The sequence below is a fragment of the Pseudomonas sp. B611 genome (assembly GCF_055407965.1).
The window spans coordinates 805,569-828,258 of record NZ_JBUZST010000001.1 but is presented as its reverse complement, the minus strand read 5'-3'; the positions used below and the strand labels follow the sequence as shown (position 1 = coordinate 828,258).

24 protein-coding genes and 1 tRNA gene are annotated in these 22,690 nt (G+C 60.6%); 10 read left to right on the top strand and 15 right to left on the bottom strand.

The window, feature by feature from the left end:
• The first annotated feature begins 24 nt into the window (after positions 1-24).
• Positions 25-714, top strand: coding sequence for a hypothetical protein (locus ACZRMO_RS03930; RefSeq protein ID WP_463971957.1), 690 nt, complete (start codon positions 25-27; stop codon positions 712-714).
• A gap of 127 nt (positions 715-841) precedes the next feature.
• Here the strand turns inward: ACZRMO_RS03930 and ACZRMO_RS03925 are convergent.
• The 5 genes from ACZRMO_RS03925 to dapA form a co-directional block, all read right to left on the bottom strand.
• Positions 842-931: transfer RNA gene (locus ACZRMO_RS03925), tRNA-Ser, on the bottom strand.
• 84 nt (positions 932-1,015) lie between these two features.
• Positions 1,016-1,729, bottom strand: coding sequence for a phosphoribosylaminoimidazolesuccinocarboxamide synthase (purC, locus tag ACZRMO_RS03920; RefSeq protein ID WP_017736329.1), 714 nt, complete (start codon positions 1,727-1,729; stop codon positions 1,016-1,018).
• Between the two features lie 27 nt (positions 1,730-1,756).
• Entirely contained in the window at positions 1,757-2,515 is a 759-nt protein-coding gene (locus ACZRMO_RS03915) for an MBL fold metallo-hydrolase (RefSeq protein ID WP_207044702.1), read from the bottom strand.
• A 4-nt stretch (positions 2,516-2,519) separates the two neighbouring features.
• On the bottom strand, positions 2,520-3,635 hold the full coding sequence (bamC, locus tag ACZRMO_RS03910) for an outer membrane protein assembly factor BamC (protein ID WP_124525837.1): 1,116 nt from the start codon (positions 3,633-3,635) through the stop codon (positions 2,520-2,522).
• A gap of 17 nt (positions 3,636-3,652) precedes the next feature.
• The gene (gene dapA / locus ACZRMO_RS03905) at positions 3,653-4,531 is read right to left on the bottom strand and encodes a 4-hydroxy-tetrahydrodipicolinate synthase (protein ID WP_124525838.1); all 879 of its coding nucleotides are present in this window, start codon (positions 4,529-4,531) and stop codon (positions 3,653-3,655) included.
• 273 nt (positions 4,532-4,804) lie between these two features.
• On the opposite strand from dapA, the gene ACZRMO_RS03900 reads away from it, so the two are divergent.
• Positions 4,805-5,365 (top strand): glycine cleavage system transcriptional repressor, encoded by a 561-nt coding sequence (locus tag ACZRMO_RS03900; protein WP_017137336.1) that lies wholly within the window; start codon positions 4,805-4,807, stop codon positions 5,363-5,365.
• 10 nt (positions 5,366-5,375) lie between these two features.
• The gene (locus tag ACZRMO_RS03895; RefSeq protein WP_463971956.1) at positions 5,376-5,849 is read left to right on the top strand and encodes a peroxiredoxin; all 474 of its coding nucleotides are present in this window, start codon (positions 5,376-5,378) and stop codon (positions 5,847-5,849) included.
• 123 nt (positions 5,850-5,972) lie between these two features.
• On the opposite strand, the gene ACZRMO_RS03890 is transcribed toward ACZRMO_RS03895, so the two are convergent.
• Positions 5,973-7,043, bottom strand: a complete 1,071-nt coding sequence (locus tag ACZRMO_RS03890) for an AI-2E family transporter (RefSeq protein ID WP_124525840.1) — start codon at positions 7,041-7,043, stop codon at positions 5,973-5,975.
• Positions 7,044-7,074: 31 nt separating this feature from the next.
• On the bottom strand, positions 7,075-7,314 hold the full coding sequence (locus tag ACZRMO_RS03885) for a sulfurtransferase TusA family protein (RefSeq protein ID WP_064451315.1): 240 nt from the start codon (positions 7,312-7,314) through the stop codon (positions 7,075-7,077).
• Between the two features lie 95 nt (positions 7,315-7,409).
• Between ACZRMO_RS03885 and ACZRMO_RS03880 the strand changes: the two genes are divergently transcribed.
• Positions 7,410-8,843: a M48 family metalloprotease gene (locus ACZRMO_RS03880; RefSeq protein WP_017736335.1), complete on the top strand. Its 1,434-nt coding sequence runs from the start codon at positions 7,410-7,412 to the stop codon at positions 8,841-8,843.
• A gap of 205 nt (positions 8,844-9,048) precedes the next feature.
• On the opposite strand, the gene ACZRMO_RS03875 is transcribed toward ACZRMO_RS03880, so the two are convergent.
• The 4 genes from ACZRMO_RS03875 to rpoE form a co-directional block, all read right to left on the bottom strand.
• Positions 9,049-10,485 carry a DegQ family serine endoprotease gene (locus tag ACZRMO_RS03875; protein ID WP_124525841.1) on the bottom strand — a complete coding sequence of 479 codons (1,437 nt, stop codon included), beginning with the start codon at positions 10,483-10,485 and terminating at the stop codon, positions 9,049-9,051.
• Positions 10,486-10,720: 235 nt separating this feature from the next.
• Positions 10,721-11,683, bottom strand: a complete 963-nt coding sequence (locus ACZRMO_RS03870) for a MucB/RseB C-terminal domain-containing protein (RefSeq protein ID WP_463971955.1) — start codon at positions 11,681-11,683, stop codon at positions 10,721-10,723.
• 15 nt (positions 11,684-11,698) lie between these two features.
• A complete protein-coding gene (locus ACZRMO_RS03865) occupies positions 11,699-12,286 on the bottom strand; it encodes a sigma-E factor negative regulatory protein (RefSeq protein ID WP_016975168.1) in 588 nt (195 codons plus the stop codon).
• A 32-nt stretch (positions 12,287-12,318) separates the two neighbouring features.
• The gene (rpoE, locus tag ACZRMO_RS03860; protein ID WP_003172477.1) at positions 12,319-12,900 is read right to left on the bottom strand and encodes an RNA polymerase sigma factor RpoE; all 582 of its coding nucleotides are present in this window, start codon (positions 12,898-12,900) and stop codon (positions 12,319-12,321) included.
• A 462-nt stretch (positions 12,901-13,362) separates the two neighbouring features.
• On the opposite strand from rpoE, the gene nadB reads away from it, so the two are divergent.
• The gene (nadB, locus tag ACZRMO_RS03855) at positions 13,363-14,979 is read left to right on the top strand and encodes an L-aspartate oxidase (protein ID WP_463971954.1); all 1,617 of its coding nucleotides are present in this window, start codon (positions 13,363-13,365) and stop codon (positions 14,977-14,979) included.
• Here the strand turns inward: nadB and ACZRMO_RS03850 are convergent.
• Together ACZRMO_RS03850 and ACZRMO_RS03845 are read right to left on the bottom strand one after the other, a co-directional pair.
• Positions 14,948-15,394 carry a protein YgfX gene (locus tag ACZRMO_RS03850; RefSeq protein ID WP_463971953.1) on the bottom strand — a complete coding sequence of 149 codons (447 nt, stop codon included), beginning with the start codon at positions 15,392-15,394 and terminating at the stop codon, positions 14,948-14,950. The two genes, nadB and ACZRMO_RS03850, sit on opposite strands and share 32 nt — an antisense overlap.
• On the bottom strand, positions 15,378-15,632 hold the full coding sequence (locus ACZRMO_RS03845; RefSeq protein WP_010212215.1) for an FAD assembly factor SdhE: 255 nt from the start codon (positions 15,630-15,632) through the stop codon (positions 15,378-15,380). Before ACZRMO_RS03845 ends, ACZRMO_RS03850 begins: the two co-directional genes overlap by 17 nt.
• A gap of 140 nt (positions 15,633-15,772) precedes the next feature.
• On the opposite strand from ACZRMO_RS03845, the gene ygfZ reads away from it, so the two are divergent.
• Together ygfZ and ACZRMO_RS03835 are read left to right on the top strand one after the other, a co-directional pair.
• Positions 15,773-16,714: a CAF17-like 4Fe-4S cluster assembly/insertion protein YgfZ gene (gene ygfZ / locus ACZRMO_RS03840; RefSeq protein WP_463971952.1), complete on the top strand. Its 942-nt coding sequence runs from the start codon at positions 15,773-15,775 to the stop codon at positions 16,712-16,714.
• Between the two features lie 36 nt (positions 16,715-16,750).
• Positions 16,751-17,572 carry an HDOD domain-containing protein gene (locus ACZRMO_RS03835; RefSeq protein WP_257780275.1) on the top strand — a complete coding sequence of 274 codons (822 nt, stop codon included), beginning with the start codon at positions 16,751-16,753 and terminating at the stop codon, positions 17,570-17,572.
• On the opposite strand, the gene ACZRMO_RS03830 is transcribed toward ACZRMO_RS03835, so the two are convergent.
• Together ACZRMO_RS03830 and ACZRMO_RS03825 are read right to left on the bottom strand one after the other, a co-directional pair.
• On the bottom strand, positions 17,573-18,958 hold the full coding sequence (locus tag ACZRMO_RS03830; protein WP_017736360.1) for a sensor histidine kinase: 1,386 nt from the start codon (positions 18,956-18,958) through the stop codon (positions 17,573-17,575).
• Entirely contained in the window at positions 18,951-19,622 is a 672-nt protein-coding gene (locus ACZRMO_RS03825) for a response regulator (RefSeq protein ID WP_017736361.1), read from the bottom strand. Before ACZRMO_RS03825 ends, ACZRMO_RS03830 begins: the two co-directional genes overlap by 8 nt.
• Positions 19,623-19,856: 234 nt before the next feature.
• Between ACZRMO_RS03825 and ACZRMO_RS03820 the strand changes: the two genes are divergently transcribed.
• From ACZRMO_RS03820 to ACZRMO_RS03810, 3 genes are all read left to right on the top strand, one after another.
• Positions 19,857-21,149, top strand: coding sequence for an OprD family porin (locus ACZRMO_RS03820; RefSeq protein WP_463971951.1), 1,293 nt, complete (start codon positions 19,857-19,859; stop codon positions 21,147-21,149).
• 35 nt (positions 21,150-21,184) lie between these two features.
• Positions 21,185-22,168 carry a Bug family tripartite tricarboxylate transporter substrate binding protein gene (locus ACZRMO_RS03815; protein WP_124525852.1) on the top strand — a complete coding sequence of 328 codons (984 nt, stop codon included), beginning with the start codon at positions 21,185-21,187 and terminating at the stop codon, positions 22,166-22,168.
• A 63-nt stretch (positions 22,169-22,231) separates the two neighbouring features.
• The gene (locus ACZRMO_RS03810) at positions 22,232-22,690 is read left to right on the top strand and encodes a tripartite tricarboxylate transporter TctB family protein (protein ID WP_463971950.1); all 459 of its coding nucleotides are present in this window, start codon (positions 22,232-22,234) and stop codon (positions 22,688-22,690) included.

Genomic DNA, 22,690 nt, shown 5'->3' with positions numbered 1-22,690 from the left:
AGTACGAACACCAAAGGAACGACCATGCCAAGGAAATGGGATTTAGCAGCACTGAAAGAACACATTCGCATCAACGAACCCAACAAGGCCTGGCTTTTGAGCACTGTGGACTCTGTGAGCCACTCCCTGCTTATCTACCAGTATCACAAGTGTCTTGCTCGCGACGCATTCGCCTCTTATCAAGCTGAGCACGACCCTGATGGGATAAAAATGTTCGCCGGGGCAATGATGATGGGAGCCGATGATGAGTTCGAAGATGCAAAACTCGCCAGCGAAGCGAACCTAATTGCTGCAATCAATATCACTCGCAACGCATTCGACATCTTTGCTCAGATTGTGAATGCCTTAGCCCTGCCTCAGCCCTTCTGCATAGAACACTGCAACATCAGCAAGGTGAGGGATGGACTTCCCCAGGGCCCCCTGAAAAAGGAGATAACCCGAGTCACCAAACTCCCTTGGTTCCGCTATCTCTCGGGTTTCAGCAATACGATCAAACACCGCCAGCTCGTCTCTCATCTACCGTCCCAGAGGCGCCATGATGCTACTGGCGAATATCAGGGAGGGGGAGCTGAAGTAGCAGCCTTCGAATATCAAGGAAGAGCGTTCAGGAGCTACTGGGTGCAGGAGGTACTTTTAGGCACCGTCGAGATACATAACGAAATGCTGACTCTGGGTATAAGTCTCAACGAATGGTGCCTACGTTCAGATCAGTAACCTAACCGCCAGAAGAGATAGTTCAGCAATTCGCAGTTTTGCCCAAAATTTGCCCTAAACCAAACCCCAACAACGAAAAAGCCCCTGAAATGTTCAACCATTTCAGGGGCTTAGTCGTATTCAATAATGGCGGAGAGATAGGGATTCGAACCCTAGGTACCGGTGAAGGTACAACGGATTTCGAATCCGTCCCATTCGGCCACTCTGGCATCTCTCCAACGGCGCGCATCATAACAGTGTGATTCAGGAAAGCAAAGCTCGAAACGAGATTTTTTTCCGTGCTATCAGATGCTTGCGTCGATTAAAGCGGTACGCCGAGACGATTGGCGACTTCTTCGTAAGCTTCGATGACGTCACCGAGGCCTTGGCGGAAGCGGTCTTTGTCCATCTTCTTCTTGGTGTCCTTGTCCCACAGGCGGCAGCCGTCCGGGCTGAATTCGTCGCCCAGGACGATGGAGCCGTCGTGGAATACGCCGAATTCAAGTTTGAAGTCCACCAACAGCAGGCCGGCGTCGTCGAACAGCTTGTTCAGCACGTCGTTGACCTTGAGGGACAACTCCTTCATGCGCGCCAGTTGCTCAGCGGTGCCCCAGCCGAACGCCACGACGTGGGATTCGTTGATGAACGGGTCGCCCTTGGCGTCGTCCTTCAGGAACAGTTCGAACGTGTAAGGATTGAGCTTGAGGCCCTCTTCCACGCCCAGGCGCTTGACCAGGCTGCCGGCGGCGTAGTTACGCACAACGCATTCGACCGGGATCATGTCGAGCTTCTTCACCAGGCACTCGTTGTCGCCCAGCAGTTTGTCGAATTGGGTCGGAATACCGGCCTCTTCGAGTTTCTGCATGATGAAGGCGTTGAACTTGTTGTTCACCATGCCCTTGCGATCCAGCTGTTCGATGCGCTTGCCGTCGAACGCCGAGGTGTCGTTGCGAAACAGCAGGATCAGGCGGTTGGCGTCGTCGGTCTTGTACACCGACTTGGCTTTGCCGCGGTAGAGTTCTTCACGTTTTTCCATGATGGGCTCCGCTTTGAGTGAGGTGGGCTAGGCGATGTGTCGCCAGTCGAGCCCTGAATCTTGATCGGCCAGTTGCAGCCAGTCCGGGTCGCACCCGAGGGTGTCGACAAAACATTGCCGGGCAAGCGTCGGCAGGTTGTTCTTGCTGCTCAAGTGGGCCAGGACCAGGTGTTGCAGGTCTTGCCAGCCCAACTCGTACACCAGGTACGCCGCCTGGTGGTTGTTCAAATGTCCCAGTTCGCCGCCCACCCGCTGCTTGAGAAAGCGAGGGTAATGACCACGCGCCAGCAGGTCTCGGCAGTGGTTGGACTCGATCATCAACGCATCGAGGTCGCGGTAACCGTCCAGTACCTTGGAGCAGTAGGAACCCAGGTCGGTGAGCACGCCGAAACGTCGCTCTCCGCCACTGAATACATACTGCGTCGGTTCATGGGCATCGTGGGCGACGGCAATCACATCGACGCTCAAGGCACCGATTTGCAGTTGCTCACCACCGGCCAGGAAACCTGCGGGTTCTATGGGTTTGCGCATCCCGCGCAAGGTGCCGCGACTGAGGTACACCGGAAGATTGTAGCGCCGAGACAGCAAACCCACGCCATGCACGTGGTCGGCATGTTCGTGGGTCACCAGTATCGCGCTCAGCTGCGCGGGGTGAACCCCCAGGCGCAGCAGGCGTCGCTCGGTTTCTTTTAACGAGAAACCACAATCCACCAGCACATACGTGTCGTCATGTGCGACCAGCGTGCCGTTCCCTTGGCTACCGCTGCCGAGAACGGCAAAACGCATCGGATCAGCCCAGGTTGTCCTGAATCACGCCCAACACTTTGCGCGCTGTTTCAGCTGGCGCAACGGTGTTGATGTTCTTCTCGACGGTGACTTGCACGCTTTCGCCAACCTTGCTCAAACGAACCTGGTAACGCTCGGCACGGGTCTCGATCTCTTCTTTGGTCGGCGCACTGCCAAACAATTTGCTGAAGAAACCTGGCTCTTCATCTTTACGCTCGGCCTTTTCAGCCACGTTGATGTAGTAGAGGCCCAGGCTGCGGTTGATGTCTTCAACACGCCAAGGGCCCTGCTCCAGGGCGCGACCAACGCTGGCCCATGCACGGTCCAGGTCTTCGCCGAGGTTCAGCACCACGTTGCCGCTGCCGTCTTCGGTGAGGCTGACGCGGCTTGGGGTGTCGTAATCACGTGCCGCGAGCAGGGAAACCGAACCGCCCTTCTCGGAGATACGGCTCATGCTGGCCAGCATCTCGTCGACCAATGCCGAGTCGACACCGGTGTTGACCGAACGGTTGGTGAAATCAACGTTGGCCGTGCTGCCGGCAGGACGCTCGGCGCTGACCACATAGACTTCACTGGTATTACGCTGCACGCCTGGCTCGATGCGCACACGCACACGGGCTTCGCTGTCGGCGGCTACACCACCGGCTTGCAGGCGCTTGGCCATGGTGGCGGACAGTTCGCTGCCCTGCTGCCATGCCGTGGTGAATTCGCCGGTCTGCGGGCGTTGCTGGTCGATGCGGAAACCGTTGTCCTGGAAGAACTGCACGGCCACCGGCCAGACTTCGGCAGGTGGGCGCTGAGCTACGATCCAGCGCGAATCACCGCTTTTTTGCAGGCTGTAGTCGCTGGCATCCGCCACGGCCGAGATCGGCTGTGGGCGTGGCACGACGTACTCACCCTTGGTGGTGTCGTCGGCAACGTTGCGCGGGATCGGCAGCAACGGGTCAAGGCGCTTGGCGACGTTGACGTCCGGCGGCAGTTGCATCGGTTTGGTTGCTTGTGCTTCCAGGTAATCGCTGCCGCGGTCACGGAAGTAGCCTTCCGGGCCCCAGATCCAACCGCAGCCACTGGTGCTGGAGATAATCAAGGCAAGTGCGGAAAGTCCGGCCAATCGCTTCATGCGTAGTGCTTCCTCAATTAAACCAGGACGCCGGACTGGCGCAGGGCCTGTCGCAGCGGTTCGTGACAGGCTTCGCTGAGACGGGTGAGCGGCAGACGGATACCGTCCGGCATCATGCCCATTTCAGTCAGCGCCCATTTCACGGGAATAGGGTTGGATTCGATAAACAGTGTCTTGTTGAGCGGCATCAGCTTCTCGTGGATCGCACGCGCGGTCACGGCGTCACCGGCGATGGCGGCGGCGCACATTTCGCTCATGGCACGCGGGGCCACGTTGGCGGTCACGGAGATGTTGCCCTTGCCGCCCAGCAGGATCAGCTCGACCGCAGTAGCGTCGTCACCGGAATACAGCAGGAAATCGCTGCTCACGCCGGCCAGGATGTCCTTGGCGCGCTGCAGGTCGCCGGTGGCTTCCTTGATACCGATGATGTTCGGCACGGTGGACAGGCGGATCACGGTCGCGGCCTGCATGTCGCAAGCGGTGCGGCCCGGCACGTTGTAGAGGATCTGCGGGATATCAACGGCTTCGGCAATGGTGCGGAAGTGTTGGTACAAGCCTTCCTGGGTCGGCTTGTTGTAGTACGGGGTCACCAGCAGGCAGGCATCGGCGCCGGCCTTCTTGGCGTTCTTGGTCAGCTCGATCGCTTCACGCGTCGAGTTGGCGCCCGTACCGGCGATCACGGCGATACGGCCCGCAACGCGCTTGACCACGAATTCGATGACCTGGATGTGTTCTTCCACATCGAGGGTGGCCGATTCACCCGTGGTGCCGACGGCCACAATGGCGTTGGTGCCTTCTTGCAGGTGGAAGTCCACCAGTTTGCCCAGGCTGTCCCAGTCGAGATGACCTTGTGCATCCATGGGTGTGACCAGTGCCACCATACTGCCCGCAATCATGCAACCGCTCCTGCCGGAAAAAGAGAGCCGTAATGGTACTGGCGCCAAGATGCTTGCACAAGCGAAGTACCGCCTGAGGATGCGTTCTGGCGCAACTAAACGACGGGCAATGCCATCATTGGGCCAAAGCCTGCCTTTAAGAGGGTCGAAATCCAGCCGTTCACGCAATGAAAACGCCACCTCCTAGCCCTTGGCTGCGCTTTTCGCTACCCTTCAGCCTTTGATCGATACAGCCCACGCGGTATCGACCGCTCATCGCTTTAGGAAGGCTGCATGTCCACCCCCACAGTTCGCGAACAATTCCTTGTTATCAGTGCCCTCGGCGCCAACCCCATGGAGCTGACCAACGTCCTGTGCCGCGCCAGCCATGAGAACCGCTGCGCCGTCGTGACCTCCCGCCTGACCCGCCACGGCGAGTGCAGTGCACTGGTCTTGCAGATCTCCGGTTCCTGGGACGCCCTGGCGCGCCTGGAAACCGGCCTGCCCGGCCTGGCCAAGAAACACAATTTCACCGTCAACGTGGTGCGCAGCGCCGCCCTGGAAAACCGCCCGCAGGCCCTGCCCTATGTGGCCTATGTCAGCTCGGCCTACCGCTCGGACATCGTCAACGAGCTGTGCCAGTTCTTTATCGACCACAACGTCGAACTGGAGAACCTGACCTGCGACACCTACCAGGCGCCACAAACCGGCGGCACCATGCTCAACGCCACGTTCACCGTAACCTTGCCGGCCGGCGTGCAGATCAGCTGGTTGCGCGATCAGTTCCTGGACTTCGCCGATGCGCTGAACCTCGACGCACTGATCGAACCTTGGCGCCCACAGAACCCAATGTAAGGAACGCTCCATGCCGGTTGTCATCGACACACCCGTAGCCGATTTCGAAGCCCAGGCCACCAGCGGCCAGACCTTCAGCCTCGCCGCCCTCAAGGGCAAGCAAGTGGTGATCTACTTCTACCCGAAGGACAGCACGCCGGGCTGCACCACCGAAGGCCAGGGTTTCCGCGACCAGTACGCGGCGTTCAAGGCCGCCAACACCGAAGTGTTTGGCGTATCGCGGGACAGCGTGAAGTCCCACGAGAACTTCAAGGCCAAGCAGGAATTCCCCTTCGAGCTGATCAGCGACAAGGACGAGGCGGTTTGCCAGCTGTTTGATGTGATCAAGCTGAAGAAACTGTATGGCAAGGAATACCTGGGTGTTGATCGCAGCACATTCCTGATCGACAAGGACGGCGTGCTGCGTCAGGAATGGCGCGGCGTGAAAGTGCCTGGGCATGTGGATGCTGTTTTGGCAGCGGCGCAGGCATTGAACAAGGGATAAAAGCGCGAGCTTGTTGTGGCGAGCGAGCTTGCTCGCGCTGGAGTGCGCAGCGCTCCCAGCTTTTTTGGGGGCCGCTACGCAGCCCAGCGGGAGCAAGCTCCCTCGCCACAGAAGCCCCTACAGTTACAACAGCGGTGCTACCACTGGCTCTTGCCGAGGCCACGCATCCAGCACCGCCTTGAACAGCGTCGCCAGGGGAATCGCAAAGAACACCCCCCAGAATCCCCACAACCCGCCAAACAACAACACCGCGCAGATGATCGCTACCGGATGCAGGTTGACCGCCTCCGAGAACAGCAGCGGCACGAGCACGTTGCCGTCCAGGGTCTGGATAATCCCGTAGACCGCCATCAGGTAGATGAACTGGTCGCTCCAGCCCCACTGGAACAACGCGATCAACGTCACCGGCACCGTCACCACCACGGCGCCGACATAGGGCACCACCACCGACAACCCCACCAGCAAGGCCAGCAGCGCGGCGTAGTTCAGGTCCAGGGCGATGAAGGCGATGTAGGTCACGCCGCCGCAGATGATGATCTCGATGACCTTGCCACGGATGTAGTTGGCGATCTGCCGATTCATCTCTTCGGCTACCCGGGTAATCAACGCCCGTTCGCGCGGCAGGTAGCCGCGCACCCAGCGCCCGATCATGGCGCGGTCCTTGAGGAAGAAAAACACCAGGATCGGCACCAGCACCAGGTAGATCATGATGTTGACCAGCAACGGCAAGCTGGACAGGGAAAAGGTCAGCGCCCATTGCCCGAACTTTCCGATCTCGCCGCGCGCCACTTCAATGGCCTGCAACACCTGCTCATCCGACACCAGGTGCGGGTAACGCTCCGGCAACAACAGCAACAACGACTGCCACTTGGCGAGCATGCCGGGCAGTTCGTTGAACAAGGTGATCAGTTGGTGCCACAGCAACGGCAGCACCACCACGATAAACAGCACCAGCAGCCCCATGAACAACGCGAACACCAGCCCCACCGCTGCGCCGCCCGGAAGGCGCAAACGCTCCAGGGTGGTGACCAGGCCCTGCATCAGGTAGGCCAACACCATCCCCGCCAATACCGGCGCCAGCATGCCGCCCAAGGTGAGCACCGCCGTAAAGGCGAGAAACAGCAGGACCGCCAGCACCACCGCTTCTTCATCGGAAAAGTAGCGCTGAATCCAGTCTCGTAACACTTTGAACATCAATCAACCTCGGCATGGTGGGGCTATTTTTTCAGGCCTTGCGCAACCAGTAGCGGTACACACCGGCGGCGTCTTCTTCGTGCAACAGGGTATGACCGGCCAACCTGGCAAACGTCCTGAAATCCCGCTGGGAGCCTGCGTCCGTGGCGATGACCTTGAGCACTGCGCCGCTGGCCAATCGGTTGAGTTCCAGCTTGGCCTTGAGCAAAGGCAACGGGCAATTGAGGCCGCTGGCATCGAGTTCGGCATCGAAGGCTACAGCGTCGGTCATGGTTTTACTCCGGGCATGCGTTTGGGCTGCTTAGAATATCTGGTCCGAAGCTCAGTGTCCGGCTACAGTAAGCTCTTTGTCGAAAGGCTCTGTGCATGACTTTTTTGCGCCCCACCCTGCTGACGCTGGCTTGCCTGCTGGCCTCCCCAGGCTTCGCTGACGACCTGCCGTCACTTGGCGACGCCAGTTCTGCCATTGTCTCGCCTCAACAGGAATACCAGCTGGGCCGTGCGTGGCTGGCCTACCTGCGCGGCCAGGTCTCACAGCTCAACGACCCGCAGCTCAAGGATTACGTCGAAACCAGCGTGTACAAACTGGTGGAGACCAGCCAGGTGAATGACCGGCGCCTGGAGTTCATCCTGATCAACAGCCCGCAGCTCAACGCCTTCGCCGCACCTGGCGGGATCGTCGGGGTCAACGGTGGCCTGTTCCTCAACGCGCAGACCGAAGGCGAATACGCCTCGGTACTGGCCCACGAATTGGCGCACTTGTCGCAACGCCACTTCGCACGTGGCGTTGAAGCCCAGCAACGCATGCAGATCCCGATGATGGCCGCCCTCCTCGGCGGTATCATCGCCGCTGCCGCCGGTGCAGGCGACGCCGGCATTGCCGCAATTGCCGGCACCCAGGCCGCAGCCATCCAGGAGCAACGCCGGTTCTCGCGCCAGAACGAGCAAGAGGCTGACCGTATTGGCATCCTCAACCTGGAAAAAGCCGGCTACGACCCGCGGTCCATGCCGTCCATGTTCGAACGATTGGGGCGCCAATACCGCTTCGACGCCAAGCCGCCTGAGTTCCTGCTGACGCACCCGGTAACCGAATCGCGGATCGCCGACACCCGCAACCGGGCCGAACAAGCCAAACCTGGCGGCAAGGAAGACAGCCTGCGCTATCAATTGATTCGCGCACGGGTGCAGTTGCAATACGAGGACACGTCAGGCCTAGCCGCCAAACGCTTCCAGGCACAATTGGACGAGAACCCGAAAAACGATGTGGCGCGCTACGGCCTGGCCATTGCTCAGATCAAAGGCTCCCAGTTCAAACAAGCGCGGGAGAACCTGACGGCGCTGCTTGCCAAGGCGCCGAACGACATTACTTACAACCTGGCGCTGATCCAGCTGGAAATCGACAACAACCATCTGCCCGATGCCCAGCAGCGTACCGATCGAATGCTGACCCAATATCCCGGCAATTACCCGCTGAATCAGATCCGGGTAGACCTGCTGCTCAAGCAGAACCGCACCGCCGAGGCGGAGAAGGCCTTGGACGGCCTGCTTAAATCCCGTCCTGATGATCCCGATGTCTGGTATCAAGTTGCCGAAACGCGCGGCCTGTCCGGCAATATCATTGGCCTACACCAGGCACGCGCCGAGTACTTCGCATTGGTGGGCGACTTCCAGCAGGCCATTCAGCAACTGGACTTCGCCAAACGCAGGGCGGGCAGCAACTTCCCGCTGTCGTCACGCATCGACGCGCGCCAGCGTGAGCTGATCGAACAGGAACGCTTGGTGAAAGGAATGATGAGCTAAACCCCACACGGTGAACGTGATCGTTCCCATGCTCCGCGTGGGAATGCCTCCGGTGACGCTCCGCGTCGCCGGTACAGCGGGACGCGGAGCGTCCGGGGCTGCACTCCCAGGCAGAGCGTGGGAGCGATCTGAGCCAGCAAATTCCGCCCACAAAAAAGCCCCGCCTTCGTTAACCGAAGGCGGGGCTTTTTATTGAGCTAGCGGATTACTCGGCCAGCTTGAAGGTAATGAAGCTGGCACGCCCCTGACGCAACACACGCATCGACACCGAGCGATTCTTCGGCAGCGCCTTGGCGATGTCGGTGAACTGCTTGGTGCTGTCGATCGCCTGATTGTTCAGGTGGGTGATGACGTCACCTGGCTGCAGGCCAATCAGGGAAGCAGGACCGTCCTGCACTTCCTTGATCACCACGCCACTCTTGAGGTCGAAGCTCTTTTTCTGCTCATCGGTCAACTCGACCACGGCAATGCCCAGGCGGTTGCTGCTGCGCTCGGCGCCCGACTTGGCGTTGCCCAGGGCATCCAGCGTGGCGCCCTCTTCCGGAATGGCACCGACTGTCAGCTCAACGTTCTGGCGCTTGCCTTCACGGATCACTTCCAGCTTGGCCTTGCTGCCGGCCTTGAGTGCGCCGACCAGATGGGGCAGATCCGCCGACATGACGATCGGCTGACCGTTCATGGTCAAGATCACGTCACCTACCTGCAGACCACCTTTGGCCGCTGGGCCGTCGTCCTGGATCTGTGCAACCAGGGCACCCGCCGGTTTGTCGAGACCAAACGACTCAGCCAGATCCTTGTTCACTTCCTGGATCACCACGCCCAACCAGCCACGGCTGACCTTGCCACCGCTTTTCAGTTGGTTGGAAACGTCCATGGCCACGTCGATCGGGATAGCGAACGACACGCCCATGAAACCACCGGAACGGGTGTAGATCTGCGAGTTGATGCCCACGACCTCGCCGGCCAGGTTGAACAGCGGACCACCGGAGTTGCCCGGGTTGATCGGCACGTCGGTCTGGATGAACGGTACGTAGTTCTCGTTCGGCAGGCTGCGGCCAATGGCGCTGACGATGCCTTGGGTCACAGTGTGGTCAAAACCGAACGGTGAACCAATGGCGACAACCCACTGCCCGGCTTTCAAGTCCTGGGATTTGCCCAGCTTCAGCACTGGCAAGTCTTTGCCTTCGATCTTCAGCAAGGCCACGTCGGAGCGCGGGTCAGTGCCCACCAGCTTGGCTTTCAGCTCACTGCGATCCGCCAGGCGTACGAGGATCTCGTCAGCGTCGGCAATCACGTGGTTGTTGGTGAGGATGTAGCCATCCGGCGAGATGATGAAACCCGACCCCAGGGACTGGGCCTCACGCTGGCCACCGCCACCACGCGGGGAACGCTGTTGTGGCATGCCGCGCTCGAAGAACTCGCGCAGCATCGGCGGCAAGCCTTCAAGGTCTGGCATCTGCTGGTTGGAGACTTTGCGATCCGGCAGTTTCTGCGTGGTACTGATGTTCACCACCGCAGGCGAGGCCTGTTCAACCAATTGGGTGAAGTCAGGCAGCTCGGCCGCTTGCGCAGGCAAGGCCTGGCCCAGCACCAATACCGTGGCGACTATGGATAGATAAGACTTCAAACGTGGTATCGACATACAGCTCCCGTTACGACGAGCAGGGTTGAGCGACAGGGTTCAAGAAACGTCGGAAACTGCGACCGACATTTTTGTTCCGCGAACAAAACAAGGCCAGGGCCGACAAGCCCTGACCTATAAAAAACATGGGGGATTTTTGCAAGTGAAAATGCTGATCCATTCATTTCATGCTCTCGGCAACCGACCCGGCATGGGCCTCACAGTGAAAGCTCAAGATGAACATAGGATTAACAACTCACGGCTGGGCGGTGGTCTTTTTTTCACCGCGCACGGATAGCGCGATACGTTCGGCGGTACCAATGGGGATTTCGCCAACAACCGTCACCATCATCTCACCGTCCACCGTATTCAGGCGGCGCGAGACGGCAACCGTAGGGCCCAGCTGGGTGCGGGTCTCAGTCACGCTTGCGTCGTTGATCGGCTCAAGGAACACCGAGAAACGCGCCAGGCCGTCTTCATACATCAGGCTGTCGACTGTGGCTTTTGTCTGGGTGTCTTTGCGGGCACTGCTGTTGGTCAGTTGAAAACCTGGGGGCAACCATTCCAGATGCCAGTGCTCGGTTGAAGCGACTTCTGGCGCGTTACCGTTGGCCGCGGCAATAGCCTTGCATTCGCTGCTGGGCTGCAAATCGCGATCATCGGGCACCGCCGATGTGTTCAAGCGCGTGAACTGGAAACGCTCCAGCAACTGCCCTTGGTCATTGAGTAACAGGGACTTGAGCGGCAAGGCGGTTTCACGGTCCAGGTGCAGCTCAAAGCCGTAACGGTATTGATCACGCGGCGTGATTGAAACGATCACCGCATGACGACCGGCCACGCGGGATTTACCGATGACGGCCAGTTCATAGAATTCATTGAGTTTTTGCGGATCGAGCGCACGTGATGGTGCATCACGCGAATTACCAAGGCCTGCGACAAGGGCGCCGCTGACACACTGGGTGCGGCCATCCAACCGCACGACTTCCTGGGCAGAGCCATCGAGCTGCAAGAGCCGCTCACGGACCTGACCGTCCTGGACACGATGCCAGATGTCATGGGTAGAAAAACTGCCGTTACGCTCGTAGACGAACGTACCTTGAAAGCTTTGCTGCTGCTCTGCACGCCCAAGTCGAGTCAGCCAGTCTTGGGCTTCATCGGCATGGGCGGGGAGTGCAAACCAACCACTGAGCAAAAGCGTAAGGAGCGGTATGGCGCGCATAAAGCTCCTTACGGATTAGCGGTTTTCCAGGCTTGCTGCGCGAGCATAGGGCAGAGCGGTTTCAGTGCCTTTCAGAGCTGATTCCTGAGCGTGTTGGCGCAGGTAGCCTGGAAGACGCTGGTCTTGCCAGCCGGATTGCCCTTGCAGAACACCATTGGCCATCGGGCCGGTGGTGTCAGAGCTTTCCTTGTAGCCGGCCAGTACCGCTGGGCCTTTGACCTGGGGTCCAGCCATCACCGGTTGCTGAGTCTGCTGGGCCAGTTCGGCACCGGCGATTTCGTCCTGGTTGTACAGGCGAACGCCTGCCAACACAGCAACGGTCACCGAGGCAGCGACTGCCAGGCGACCCAGGCTGCGCCATGGACCACGAGCAGCTTTTGCCGGAACGGCTTCATCAGCCAGAGCGGCAGAAACGGCCGCAGCAATATCCAGACGAGGGATTAGAAGATCCTTGTGCATCACCGCCCGAGCGACTTGGTAACGAGACCAGGTGTCACGGGTTTCGGCATCATCAAATGCGTTGAGCACTCGACGAAGTTCCAGTTCATCCGCTTCGTTATCCATCACTGCGGACAGCGATTCCTGCAGGGCATCACGACTCATGGCGGTTCCTCTCTTGGCTGTCGCCGCTGTCTTTAGTTTTCCTGCAACAACGGTTGCAAGGCTTTATCGATGGCTTCCCGGGCCCGGAAAATCCGTGACCTTACAGTCCCCACCGGACACTGCATGACGCTCGCAATGTCTTCGTAACTCAGACCGTCGAATTCACGTAAAGTTAACGCCGTACGCAAATCTTCTGGCAGTTGCTGAATGGTGCGATGAACGGTGCCTTCGATCTCGTCGCGCAGCAATGCACGCTCCGGCGACTCGAGATCTTTGAGGCCGTGATCACCATCGTAGAATTCAGCATCTTCTGAACTAACATCGCTATCCGGTGGGCGGCGTCCGCGAGACACCAGATAGTTCTTCGCCGTGTTGATGGCGATGCGGTACAGCCACGTATAAAACGCACTGTCACCGCGGAAATTGCCAAGTGCACGGTACGCCTTGATAAAGGCTTCCTGTGCAACGTCCTGCGCTTCATGGGTGTCGTGCACAAACCGCACGATCAACCCGAGAATTTTGTGCTGGTATTTCAGCACTAGCAGATCAAAAGCTCGCTTGTCGCCGCGTTGAACGCGCTCGACCAGCTGCTGATCCTCTTCCTGGGTTAGCATGAACACTCCTCGTTGTACTTGAAGGAGGCTTGCATAACTAAACGATCAGGCTTGCAAACATAGACTAGGACTTTTCGCAAAAGTTCTCCCCCTTCAAGCAAGTTTCCGGCATGCACTGATTTGGCACACACGAAAAACGCAGCACGGGCAACGCCGGCTGCGCGAATAATCTTGTCGCCGGTTTTCTGACGCGTCCAATGCTCCCGACGGGCCAATAAACTCAACGTTTTCCCAGCTTTCGGGCAACCTGCTATTGAGTCGGGGCTCATGCAAAAAGTTCCCACTTCAATAACCGGCCGATTTACCCACGCCGTGCACCGTAATCTCACATTGCCACGAATGCCCGGCTATTGTGCCGCTCCCCCCCTCTATATACTAGTGGTCCGTGTGACCCTTTGATTCGCCGATCCAGGCGTCCTGTTTGCGCCAGCCCTTTGGATCGCTTTTTGCGGAATCCTTCAAATGAGCCAACAGTTTCAACACGATGTTCTGGTGATCGGTAGCGGCGCGGCCGGCTTGAGCCTGGCGCTGACCCTCCCCAGCCACCTGCGAATTGCCGTACTGAGCAAAGGCAACCTGGCCAACGGCTCGACATTCTGGGCCCAGGGCGGTGTCGCCGCCGTGCTGGACGACACCGACACGGTGCAATCCCACGTCGAAGACACCCTTAACGCCGGCGGCGGCTTGTGCGACGAAGACGCAGTGCGCTTCACCGTCGAGCATAGCCGCGAGGCCATCCAATGGCTGATCGACCAAGGCGTGCCGTTCACCCGCGATGAACACGCGGGCAGCGACGACGGCGGTTTCGAGTTCCACCTGACCCGCGAGGGCGGCCATAGCCACCGTCGCATCATCCACGCCGCCGACGCCACGGGCGCCGCAATCTTCACGACCCTGCTCGAACAAGCGCGCCAACGCCCCAACATCGAACTGCTGGAGCAACGCGTCGCCGTCGACCTGATCACCGAAAAACGCCTGGGCCTGGACGGCGAGCGCTGCCTCGGCGCCTACGTGCTCAACCGCGCCAGCGGCGAAGTCGATACCTACGGCGCACGCTTCACCATCCTGGCCTCAGGCGGCGCCGCCAAGGTTTACCTCTATACCAGCAACCCCGACGGCGCCTGCGGCGACGGCATCGCCATGGCCTGGCGTTCGGGCTGCCGGGTGGCGAATCTGGAATTCAACCAGTTCCACCCGACCTGCCTGTATCACCCGCAGGCCAAAAGTTTCCTGATCACCGAAGCCCTGCGCGGCGAAGGCGCCCATCTGAAACTGCCGAGCGGCGAGCGTTTCATGCAGCGCTTCGATCCCCGCGCCGAACTGGCGCCGAGGGACATCGTCGCCCGCGCCATCGACCATGAAATGAAGCGCCTGGGCATCGACTGCGTCTACCTGGACATCAGCCACAAGCCCGAAGCCTTTATCAAGACGCACTTCCCAACCGTCTACGAGCGCTGCCTGACGTTCAACATCGACATCACCAAAGGCCCGATCCCCGTGGTCCCGGCCGCGCATTACACCTGCGGCGGCGTGATGGTCGACCAACACGGCCGTACCGACGTGCCCGGCCTGTATGCGATTGGCGAAACCAGCTTCACCGGCCTGCACGGCGCCAACCGCATGGCCAGCAATTCACTGCTCGAATGCTTCGTCTACGCCCGTTCGGCAGCGGCGGACATCCTCGAACAACTGCCGCGCATCGCCGTGCCAGACGCCCTGCCCCGCTGGGATGCAAGCCAGGTCACCGATTCGGACGAAGACGTGATCATCGCCCACAACTGGGACGAGCTGCGCCGCTTCATGTGGGACTACGTGGGGATCGTGCGCACCAACAAGCGCCTGCAACGCGCGCAACACCGCGTACGGCTGCTGCTGGATGAGATCGACGAGTTCTACAGCAACTATAAAGTCAGCCGCGACCTGATCGAGTTGCGCAACCTGGCCCAAGTGGCGGAACTGATGATTCGCTCTGCCATGGAACGCAAGGAAAGCCGCGGCCTGCATTACACCCTCGACTACCCCGACCTGCTGCCCGAGGCTCGCGACACTATTCTGGTGCCAACCACCTACGGCGACTGAACTTCAAGCGCACCCGCAGGCGTCGATGCAGATCGGCGGCCTGCGAATCGGCAGGCACACAGATCGAGCGCACCCACCACTGCCCCGGCACCCGGTAACGCAGCACCACGATCAACGGCAACGCCAGGCTGTCGGGACGCAACTGCACGCCGTGCCAGCCACGCGCCGCGCTCCACAACTGCCAGCCGCCTTCATCGCGGCGCAGGCCACGAACCGACGAACGGTGAGTCAACAGCACATGGCGCGGCATAACCCAGGCAGCATGCGCCAGGCACACCAGCACGCCGAGGCTTGAGTAAGGCAGGTCGAGGGACAACAGCGCACCCAGCGCGAACAGCTGGGCAAGGAGATACGCCGCCAGCAACAGCCGTGAGGCCTGCCAGCGGCATTCAAACGTATTACTTGGGCTGGACACGATCCAGAATCATCCGAACCATGCGCTGCAGCTCCGGGTCTTCAGATTCGGCGCGTTCCATGAACCAGCCGAACATGTCCTGGTCTTCGCATGTCAGCAGCCGGACGTAGAGGTCGCGGTCCACCTTGTTGAGCGTCGCGTAGACCTCTTTGGTGAAAGGCACCAACAACACATCCAACTCCAGCATGCCGCGACGGCTGTGCCAATAGAGGCGATTGATTTCTACATCTTCGACCATGGAGCGCTCCTCAAATAGGCGGCAAGTATACAGGCCCGGCCGCACCGGAACAGTCGGCTTTGGTCGCCCCATACGGAAACTATCCATTTGCCGGGCGCCCCTCTATGATGCACCCATGACTTTTTGACCTGCGATGACCCATGGCTGACTCCGCTTTCTTCTGCCCCCTGTCCCACGAAGGCGTTCTCGCCGTCCGCGGCGCCGACGCTGCCAAGTTCCTGCAAGGGCAACTGACCTGCAACCTCAATTACCTGAGCGACACCCAGGCCAGCCTCGGCGCGCGCTGCACGCAAAAAGGGCGCATGCAGTCGAGCTTCCGCATCCTGCTGCAAGGTGACGGCGTGTTACTGGCCATGGCCAGCGAACTGCTGGAGCCACAACTGGCCGACCTGAAGAAATACGCGGTGTTCTCCAAATCCAAACTCACCGACGAAAGCGCCGCCTGGGTTCGATTCGGCCTCATCGGTGCGGATCAGGCACTCGCCGCTCTCGGCCTTGAGCTGCCCGCCGACACCGACAGCGTTGCCCGCACTGAACACTTGATCGCCATTCGAGTTTCGCCCGGCCGCGCCGAACTCTGGGTGCCCGTCGAGCATGCCGATACCGTACGCAGCCAATTGGCGGCACAGCTTGAAGAAGCCGGTCTGAACGAATGGCTGCTGGGGCAGATCCGCGCCGGCATCGGCCAGGTCATGCCGCAAACCCGCGAGCTGTTCATCCCGCAGATGCTCAACCTGCAGGCCGTCGGTGGCGTCAGCTTCAAGAAAGGCTGCTACACCGGCCAGGAAATCGTCGCGCGCATGCAGTACCTGGGCAAGCTCAAGCGTCGCCTGTATCGCTTGCGCCTTGATGGGGCCGAGATGCCCGAGCCAGGTACCCCGCTGTTTTCCCCCAGCCATAACAGCTCGATCGGCGAAGTAGTGATTGCAGCAAAAGCTGACCAGGCGGTTGAACTTTTGGCCGTATTGCAAGCCGAAGCAGCCGACAGTGGCGATGTGCACCTCGGCACCCTGGAAGGCCCCGGTTTGCACCTGCTTGACCTGCCTTACACACTCGACCGTGATCGAGAGATCCAGCGTTAGTCGCCGTACCTTTTTGCAACACCCTAGAGATCATGAATGAACAAGCTGGCGGAAAAAGTCCAACAGGCTTTGATTACGGCCATCGATAACGATGACCTGGTTCTGCCGACATTACCGGAAGTGGCGCTGAAAATTCGTCAGGCCGCTGAAGACCCGGAAATCAGCATCAGCCACTTGAGCAAAGTGATCGGGCGCGACACCGCGCTGTCGGCGCGCCTGATCAAAGTGGTCAACAGCCCGTTGTTGCGCGCGACCCAGGAAGTCACCGACCTGCACACCGCCATCACCCGGCTGGGCACCAACTACAGCAGCAACCTGGCCATCGGCCTGGTGATGGAACAGATCTTCCACGCCCGCTCCGAAGCGGTCGAACAGAAGATGCGCGATGTCTGGCGCCGCAGCCTGGAAGTGGCGGGCGTCAGCTATGCGTTGTGCCGCAGCCACAGCCAGCTCAAGCCGGACCAGGCTGCCCTGGGCGGCCTGGTGCATCAGATTGGCGTGCTGCCGATCCTGACCTATGCCGAAGACCACTACGAACTGCTGTCGGACCCGGTGGCGCTCAACCATGTAATCGACAGCATCCACCCGTTGCTCGGCGACAAGCTGCTGCGCGGCTGGGATTTCCCGGAGATGCTCGCCAACCTGCCGGGACAGTACCTGGATATGGAGCGTGACTCCCCTACCCTCGACTACATCGACCTGGTGCAAATCGCCGTGTTGTATTGCTATCGCGGCACTGACCATCCCTTGGCGAATGTCTCGGCCGCCACCCTGCCGGCACTCAAGAAGCTGCGGGTCGACCCCTACAGCGAAGCCCTGCGCGCCGAGCTGGATGAAGCACGCTCGATGTTCTACTGATCAGCCGGCGATAAAGCTCACCCGTACCTTCAAGCCCGCCCGCTCGCCATCGTGCAGGCTGATCTGCGCCAGGTGCGCGCGGCAGATCTCGCCGACAATCGCCAGCCCCAGGCCAGACCCCAGGCCTTGCTGGCTGCGTCGGTAGAAGCGCTCGAACACCCGGTCGCGCTCATCCAGCGGAATGCCCGGGCCGTCATCTTCCACTTCCAGCACCGCCGGCGCCGTGACCCGCAAGATCACATTACCGCCCGGTGGCGTGTGCGCCAGGGCGTTGTCCACCAGGTTGCTCAACAACTCGTTCAACAACGTCGGCTCGCCACGCAGCCACACCGGCTCATCGGCTTCCAACGCCAACGCCACGCCACGCGCATGGGCCAAGGGCGCCATGGCCATGCCCAATTCCCGCGCGAGCTGGCTGAGGTCGAGCAACTGCGCACCGCCCTCGGCAATCGCCCGCGCGCCGTTTTCGATACGCGCCAGGGACAACAGTTGATTGGCCAGGTGGGTCAGGCGATCGGTGCCCTGGGCGGCGCTTTCCAGGGTGCTGCGCCAGGTCGGCGGGTCTTCGGCACGCAGGCCCAATTCGAGACGGGCCTTCAGCGCGGCCAACGGCGTGCGCAGTTCGTGGGCGGCGTCGGCAATAAACTGCGCCTGGCGCTCGAACTGACCGCGCAGGCGTTCGGTAAAGTGATTGAGGGAACGCACCAGCGGGCCGAACTCATGCTGCACTTCCACCAGCGGCAGCGGCCGCAGGTCGTCGGGCTGGCGTTCTTCCACGGCAGTGCGCAAGCGCTCCAGCGGGCGCAACGCCGCGCTCACGGCGAACCACACCAGCAGCAACGCGCCCACCGCGAGCATGCCCAGGCGCAGCAAGGTGTCGGCCATCAGGCTGCGGGCCATGCTGACGCGCGCTTCATCGGTTTCGGCCACGCGGATTTCCGCCATGCCGTTCATGTTCGGCTCGGATACCGCCTTGAGCAGGCTTACCACACGCACCGGCTGGCCCTGATACACCGCGTCGTAAAAGCGCGCCAGGGCCGGATAATCATCGGTGCGCGGCGTACCGGGCGGCGGGCCGGGAAGGTTTTCGTAGCCGGAAATCAGCTTCTGATCAATGTCATTGACCTGGTAATAAATGCGCCCGGCGCTGTCGTAGGCGAAGGTATCCAGCGCCACATAGGGCACGTTGGCGCTGAGGGTGCCGTCGACCTGGGTCAACCCGGCGGCGATGGTCCGCGCCGAGGCGAGCAAGGTGCGGTCGTAGGCGGTGTCGGCCGCCTCGCGCCCGTTCCAGTAGGCACTCATGCCGCTGGCGAGCATCAACAACACCAGCAATAGCGCCAGGTTCCACAGCAGGCGCCAGCGCAGACTGCTGGGTTTATGCATCGCGCGCTTCCAGCAGATAGCCGAGGCCACGGAAAGTCACGATGGCGATCGGTTGGCCGTCGAGTTTCTTGCGCAAGCGGTGCACGTAGATTTCGATCGCATCGGGGCTGGCCTCTTCATCCAGGCCGAACACCTGGGACGCCAACTGCTCTTTACTCATGACCCGCCCCGGACGCGCAATCAGCGCTTCCAACACCGCTTGCTCGCGGGACGTCAACGTCATCAGCTCGCCACCCACGGTGAAACGGCGAGTGTCGAGGTCGTAGACCAGCACCCCGCACGTCTGCTGGCGCTCGCCGCCCAGCACGCTGCGCCGCAGCAGGGCCTTGACCCGGGCTTCCAGCTCAGTCAGTTCGAACGGTTTGGCGAGGTAATCGTCAGCACCGAGGTTCAGCCCGTGCACACGGTCTTTCACATCGCTGCGCGCGGTCAGCATCAACACCGGCAGATTTTTCCCACGCGCCCGCAAGCGCGCCAGCACCTCGAAACCGTCCATGCGCGGCAAGCCCACATCAAGGATCGCCGCGGCGTACTCCTCGCTGCTCAAGGCCAGGTCCGCGGCCACCCCATCGTGCAACACATCGACGGTCAAACCCGTGCTCTTGAGCGCCTGGGCGACACTTTCGGCGAGTTGCAGGTGGTCTTCAACCAACAGGACACGCATGGATTTGTACCTCGTTCAGGGGTGGGCGACGCCACGCTTTGGCGGGCAGTTTACAGGCGCAACCTGCCCTGTGAAGCCCGAAAACATTGAAAGGCCATTGAAAGGTTAGTGAAAGCTTCGCCCTTTAGCATCCAGTCACGGTGGTCTATGCCCACCGAGCTGCCTTCGCGCCGCGCCCGAAAAACGCCTTGAAGCGTTTTCGTCAAAATAAGAACAATAACGGAGTACACCACGATGCTGTCGACACAGCCCCAGGCATTCTCGCCTGTGCGTTTTTCCCGCCTGACCCAGACCGCCCTCGCCAGTGCCGCTGCCCTTGCCGGCTTTTCGCCGCTTAGCCAGGCTGCCTTCTTCGAAGACAGTAGCGGTACCCTGGAAACCCGCAACATGTACTTCAACCGCGACTTTCGCGACGGCACCAGCGCGCAGCAATCCAAGCGCGACGAATGGGCCCAGGGCTTCATGCTCAACCTGCAATCGGGCTACACCGACGGCACCGTCGGCTTTGGCGTGGATGCGTTGGGCATGCTCGGGGTCAAGCTCGACTCCAGCCCCGACCGCACCGGCACCGGCCTGCTGCCGCCCCACGATGATGGCCGCGCCGCCAACGAGTACTCCAAGCTGGGCCTGACCGGCAAAGTAAAAATCTCCGCTACTGAACTGAAGATTGGCTCACTGGCCCCCGAACTGCCGATCCTCAAGCCCAACGACGGGCGCATCCTGCCGCAGACCTTCAACGGCGGCCTGATCACCTCCAAGGAATTCAAGAACCTGGTGTTCACCGGTGGCCGCCTGGACAAAGCCAAGGACCGCGACGACAGCAACTACGAAGACATCGCCCTCAACAACAAGAACAGCCGCTTCGTCAGCGGCGCCACCGGCAAGCACTTCAACTTCGGTGGCGTGGACTACAAGTTCGCCGACAAGATCACCGGCAGCTACCACTTCGCCCAACTCGACGACGTGTACCGCCAGCACTTCCTCGGCTTGGTCGCCGCCCGCCCGATGGGCCCCGGCACCTTCGCCACCGACCTGCGCCTGGCCATCAGCGATGACACCGGCAGCGCCCGTGGCGGCAAGATCGACAACACATCCCTCAACGGCCTGTTCAGCTATGCCCTCAATGGCCATAAGCTCAGCGCCGGCTACCAGCACATGTCCGGCGACAATGCGTTCCCCTATGTGGATGGCAGCGACCCGTACCTGGTCAACTTCGTACAGATCAACGACTTTGCCGGCGCCGAAGAACGCTCCTGGCAGGCGCGCTACGACTTCGATTTCGTCAAACTGGGCATTCCCGGCCTGAGTTTCATGAGCCGTTACATCTCGGGTGACAACATCAAACTCAAGAACGGCGACACCGGCAAAGAGTGGGAACGCAACAGCGAGATCAAGTACGTGGTGCAAAGCGGCACCTTCAAGGATGTGGCCGTGCGCCTGCGCAATGCCACCTACCGCTCCAACTACTCAGCCCGTGATGCGGATGAAATGCGCGTGCTGGTCAGCTACAGCGTCGCCCTTTGGTAAGTAGCCACTCATAACAACAAAGACGGAGATAAAACATGACCCTTTCACTGCGTAAATTGGCCCTCGCCGCCGGCTGCGTACTGTTCGCTGGCCAACTGCTGGCCGCCGAAGAACCCAAGCGCCCGGAATGCATCGCCCCGGCCTCCCCTGGCGGTGGTTTTGACCTGACCTGCAAACTGGCGCAAAGCGCGCTGGTCAACGAAAAGTTGCTGAGCAAGCCGATGCGCGTGACCTACATGCCCGGCGGCGTCGGTGCGGTGGCCTACAATGCCGTGGTCGCCCAGCGCCCGGCGGATGCCGGCACCTTGGTGGCGTGGTCCAGCGGCTCGCTGCTGAACCTGGCCCAGGGCAAATTCGGCCGCTTTGATGAAAGCGCCGTGCGCTGGTTGGCAGCGGTCGGCACCAGCTACGGTGCTATCGCGGTGAAAGCCGATTCGCCCTACAAGACCCTCGACGATCTCGTCAAAGCCCTGAAGAAAGATCCGGGCAGCGTAGTGATCGGTTCCGGCGGCACCGTCGGCAGCCAGGACTGGATGCAAACTGCACTGATCGCCAAGGCCGCCGGGATCAACCCGCGTGAACTGCGCTACGTGGCGCTTGAAGGCGGCGGCGAAATCGCCACCGCCCTGCTCGGTGGTCACATCCAGGTGGGCAGTACCGACATCTCCGACTCCATGCCCCACATCCTCAGCGGTGACATGCGCCTGCTGGCGGTGTTCTCCGAAGAGCGCCTGGACGAGCCGGAAATGAAGAATATTCCGACCGCCAAAGAACAAGGCTACGACATCGTCTGGCCCGTAGTACGTGGCTTCTACCTCGGGCCAAAAGTCAGCGATGCCGACTACGCCTGGTGGAAAGACGCGTTCGACAAACTGCTGGCCTCCGACGAGTTCGCCAAGCTGCGTGACCAGCGCGAGCTGTTCCCGTTCGCCATGACCGGCCCAGAGCTGGACACCTACGTGAAGAAACAGGTGGCTGACTACAAAGTGCTGGCCAAAGAGTTCGGCCTGATCCAGTAACCGCCCCTGCCTGTCACATGGCCACGCCCTCTTCAACCGGGCGGCGTGGCCCAGGAGTTTCACATGCTCTTACAACGCATTTTCGCCAGCGTCATGCTGCTGGTCTGTGCCGGTCTCGCGCTGATGGCGTGGCCGTACCAGGCCGCGTTTTCTTACGAGCCGGTCGGGCCACGTGCCTACCCGCTGCTGATGCTCGGGCTGATGAGCCTGGGCCTGATCTACATGATCATCCGCCCACAGCCGACCAATCACACCGAAGAAGAACCGGCGCTGGACCGCGAAACCTTGATCAAGATCGGCATCTGCGTCGGCCTGTTGATCGTGTTCGCCGGCACCTTCGAGCCCCTGGGTTTCATCCTCAGCAGCATGCTGATCGGCATCCCCATGGCGCGCCTGTATGGCGGCCGCTGGTTGCCGAGCGTGGTGATCGTCAGCCTCATGGCCATCGGCCTGTACCTGCTGTTCGATAAAGCCATGGATGTACCGCTGCCCCTGGGCCTGCTCGACGTTCTGGAGAACTGA

Coding starts and splice junctions, on each gene's coding strand:
- ACZRMO_RS03930 (WP_463971957.1), top strand. CDS start 25: ATGCCAAGGAAATGGGATTTAGCAGCACTGAAAGAACACATTCGCATC.
- purC (WP_017736329.1), bottom strand. CDS start 1,729: ATGGAAAAACGTGAAGAACTCTACCGCGGCAAAGCCAAGTCGGTGTAC.
- ACZRMO_RS03915 (WP_207044702.1), bottom strand. CDS start 2,515: ATGCGTTTTGCCGTTCTCGGCAGCGGTAGCCAAGGGAACGGCACGCTG.
- bamC (WP_124525837.1), bottom strand. CDS start 3,635: ATGAAGCGATTGGCCGGACTTTCCGCACTTGCCTTGATTATCTCCAGC.
- dapA (WP_124525838.1), bottom strand. CDS start 4,531: ATGATTGCGGGCAGTATGGTGGCACTGGTCACACCCATGGATGCACAA.
- ACZRMO_RS03900 (WP_017137336.1), top strand. CDS start 4,805: ATGTCCACCCCCACAGTTCGCGAACAATTCCTTGTTATCAGTGCCCTC.
- ACZRMO_RS03895 (WP_463971956.1), top strand. CDS start 5,376: ATGCCGGTTGTCATCGACACACCCGTAGCCGATTTCGAAGCCCAGGCC.
- ACZRMO_RS03890 (WP_124525840.1), bottom strand. CDS start 7,043: ATGTTCAAAGTGTTACGAGACTGGATTCAGCGCTACTTTTCCGATGAA.
- ACZRMO_RS03885 (WP_064451315.1), bottom strand. CDS start 7,314: ATGACCGACGCTGTAGCCTTCGATGCCGAACTCGATGCCAGCGGCCTC.
- ACZRMO_RS03880 (WP_017736335.1), top strand. CDS start 7,410: ATGACTTTTTTGCGCCCCACCCTGCTGACGCTGGCTTGCCTGCTGGCC.
- ACZRMO_RS03875 (WP_124525841.1), bottom strand. CDS start 10,485: ATGTCGATACCACGTTTGAAGTCTTATCTATCCATAGTCGCCACGGTA.
- ACZRMO_RS03870 (WP_463971955.1), bottom strand. CDS start 11,683: ATGCGCGCCATACCGCTCCTTACGCTTTTGCTCAGTGGTTGGTTTGCA.
- ACZRMO_RS03865 (WP_016975168.1), bottom strand. CDS start 12,286: ATGAGTCGTGATGCCCTGCAGGAATCGCTGTCCGCAGTGATGGATAAC.
- rpoE (WP_003172477.1), bottom strand. CDS start 12,900: ATGCTAACCCAGGAAGAGGATCAGCAGCTGGTCGAGCGCGTTCAACGC.
- nadB (WP_463971954.1), top strand. CDS start 13,363: ATGAGCCAACAGTTTCAACACGATGTTCTGGTGATCGGTAGCGGCGCG.
- ACZRMO_RS03845 (WP_010212215.1), bottom strand. CDS start 15,632: ATGGTCGAAGATGTAGAAATCAATCGCCTCTATTGGCACAGCCGTCGC.
- ygfZ (WP_463971952.1), top strand. CDS start 15,773: ATGGCTGACTCCGCTTTCTTCTGCCCCCTGTCCCACGAAGGCGTTCTC.
- ACZRMO_RS03835 (WP_257780275.1), top strand. CDS start 16,751: ATGAACAAGCTGGCGGAAAAAGTCCAACAGGCTTTGATTACGGCCATC.
- ACZRMO_RS03830 (WP_017736360.1), bottom strand. CDS start 18,958: ATGCATAAACCCAGCAGTCTGCGCTGGCGCCTGCTGTGGAACCTGGCG.
- ACZRMO_RS03825 (WP_017736361.1), bottom strand. CDS start 19,622: ATGCGTGTCCTGTTGGTTGAAGACCACCTGCAACTCGCCGAAAGTGTC.
- ACZRMO_RS03820 (WP_463971951.1), top strand. CDS start 19,857: ATGCTGTCGACACAGCCCCAGGCATTCTCGCCTGTGCGTTTTTCCCGC.
- ACZRMO_RS03815 (WP_124525852.1), top strand. CDS start 21,185: ATGACCCTTTCACTGCGTAAATTGGCCCTCGCCGCCGGCTGCGTACTG.
- ACZRMO_RS03810 (WP_463971950.1), top strand. CDS start 22,232: ATGCTCTTACAACGCATTTTCGCCAGCGTCATGCTGCTGGTCTGTGCC.